The organism is Streptomyces sp. NPDC054956 (genome assembly GCF_053609185.1).
On record NZ_JBSGXB010000576.1, the window covers coordinates 1 to 2,171 of the forward strand.

At 72.8% G+C, this 2,171-nt stretch carries 2 protein-coding genes and 1 pseudogene; all 3 read right to left on the reverse strand.

The features are described 5' to 3' along the window. Positions 1 to 96: 96 nt before the first annotated feature. Positions 97 to 678: an FxsA family membrane protein gene (fxsA, locus tag ACWGDE_RS38395; protein ID WP_453393721.1), complete on the reverse strand. Its 582-nt coding sequence runs from the start codon at positions 676 to 678 to the stop codon at positions 97 to 99. 180 nt (positions 679 to 858) lie between these two features. Continuing rightward, positions 859 to 1,629: a polyprenol monophosphomannose synthase gene (locus ACWGDE_RS38400; protein ID WP_453393722.1), complete on the reverse strand. Its 771-nt coding sequence runs from the start codon at positions 1,627 to 1,629 to the stop codon at positions 859 to 861. A gap of 337 nt (positions 1,630 to 1,966) precedes the next feature. After that, positions 1,967 to 2,171: pseudogene (locus tag ACWGDE_RS38405) on the reverse strand (amidohydrolase); the annotation flags it as partial.

Below are 2,171 nucleotides of genomic sequence, written 5' to 3' on the forward strand. Positions count from 1 at the left end.
CCGCCACACACTGTGTGGCGGGGGCCCCTCGGCTTTGTGGTGCTCGGCCCGGCTTCGTCGTATCCGGCGGAGCGGGTCGGAGCCGGTCGGACCGGGTCAGGGGGCGATCGGCGGGCGGTAGCCGGCCTCCGGACCGGACGCGGGCCCGGGCTGCCGGTCCTCGCGGATGACCTCGCCCTGGACGACCTTGCCGTCGGGGTAGTGGATGCGGGCCTGCTGGAAGGCGTCGCCGAAGGTGCCGGCGGGCGCGGAGGCCATCTTGCGCTCCAGGGTGCGGGCGGCCCGGCGGCCCGCCAGGGCCCTGACGGGCGGGAGCAGGAGGAGCAGGCCCAGCGCGTCGGAGAGCAGGCCCGGCATCATCAGGAGCAGGCCGGCCAGCATGGTCAGGCCGTTGCCCGTGCCGGGCTGCGGCGCGGTGGGCTGTACGCCCGCCTGGGCCTGCTGGAAGGTGTCGGTCAGGTTCTTGAAGGCGCGCCGCCCGGCCCGCTTGATGACCACCGCACCCAGCACCAGGCCGCCCGCGAGCAGCAGGGCGACGGCCCCGCCGCCGACCGCTCCGGCGACCAGGCTGAGCAGCCAGATCTCCAGGATCAGCCAGGCCGCGATGGCCAGGGGAAGCATCGTACGGGCGGGCGAACGCCGCCGGGGGGCCGTAGAGGTCGGAACTCCGGTCGTCATACCCCCCAGTGTGCCTGGGCCGGTGTAAAAGCGTCCTCAGTCGGAGGTACCGGACATCCCCTAGGGGGCGGCGGCGCGGGTGGCCGGGCGCCACCGCCCCGCCGGCCACCGCCGCGCCCGCAGGACCACTGCAGCGCCCTTGGAGGGCTGCCGAAGGACTGCTGGAGGGCTACCGAAGGCCTACTTGCCGAAGACCTTGCCGGTCAGCTTGTCCGCGTGCTCCTTGAGGCCCCACTGGGTGACCCGCCACAGGGCCTCCACCACGATGTCCTTGCTCATCTTGCTGTCGCCGAACTCGCGCTCGACGAAGGTGATGGGCACCTCCACCACCCGGAAGCCCTTGCGGACGGCCCGGCGGGCCAGGTCGACCTGGAAGCAGTAGCCCGCGGAGGCGACGTCAGCCAGGCCCAGGCCTTCGAGGGTCTCGCGCCGGAAGGCGCGGTAGCCGCCGGTGACGTCGCGGATCGGAACGCCGAGCATCAGCCGGGAGTACGTGGACCCGCCCCGGGAGAGGAACTCGCGGCTCTTGGGCCAGTTGACCACCCGGCCGCCCGGCACCCAGCGGGAGCCCAGCACCAGGTCGGCGCCCTCCAGCGCGGTGAGCAGCCGCGGCAGCTCCTCGGGCTGGTGGGAGCCGTCGGCGTCCATCTCCACGATGACGCCGTAACCGTTCTCCAGGCCCCAGCCGAAGCCCGCCAGGTAGGCGGCTCCGAGCCCTTCCTTGCCCTTGCGGTGCAGGACGTGCACGTGCTCGTCGGAAGCCGCCAGCTCGTCGGCGAGCTTTCCGGTGCCGTCCGGGCTGTTGTCGTCCGCGACCAAGATGTGGGCCTCGGGTACAGCCGCGCGGACGCGGCCGACGATCAGCCCGATGTTCTCCGCCTCGTTGTAGGTCGGAATGATCACCAAGGCCGTGCCGAGCGGTCCGTAGCTTCGCTGTCCGCCGTCGCTCACTGATTCCCCTTTTTGCGTTCTCGTACATCCTGTACGCCGTCTCGCAGAGGATGATTTTAGAACAGCGATCGGGGCCCGCGGTCCTTCGGGCCGGACCGGCTCCCGCTGGCTGCGGGCCGCCTGACCGTTGTCTACTGGACCGCAGGGCCCCGATCCGAGGCCACCCACCCCCAAGCTCCTCAGGAGTTGGGGGGACTCCCGTCCGGCGAAACCTTCCCTCGCCCCCGAGGCGCGGGCGCGGCTGAGCGAACGGCTCCGTCCGGATCGGACGTCCGGTGGTGGACCCGGCCGAACCTATCCGGGTCCGGGCGCACTCACCGAACCACGGCCCCCCGGATCACCCCTGTGGCCGTACGAATACCTCCCGGCCGCCGACGACGGTGGCCAGGCAGACCGGCAGGTCCGCGCCGGGGGTCAGGTCCGGCAGCCCGGGAGTGCCGGAGCGCGGGTCCGTGGACCAGCGGGCGACCCGGTCGTCGGGGGCCTGGACCACCAGTTCCGCCGTCCGCCAGATCGCGTAGTCGGCCGGGGCGCCCGGGACG

Bases quoted from the DNA above. Each gene is read 5' to 3' on its own strand.
- fxsA (WP_453393721.1), bottom strand. From the start codon at position 678: ATGACGACCGGAGTTCCGACCTCTACGGCCCCCCGGCGGCGTTCGCCC.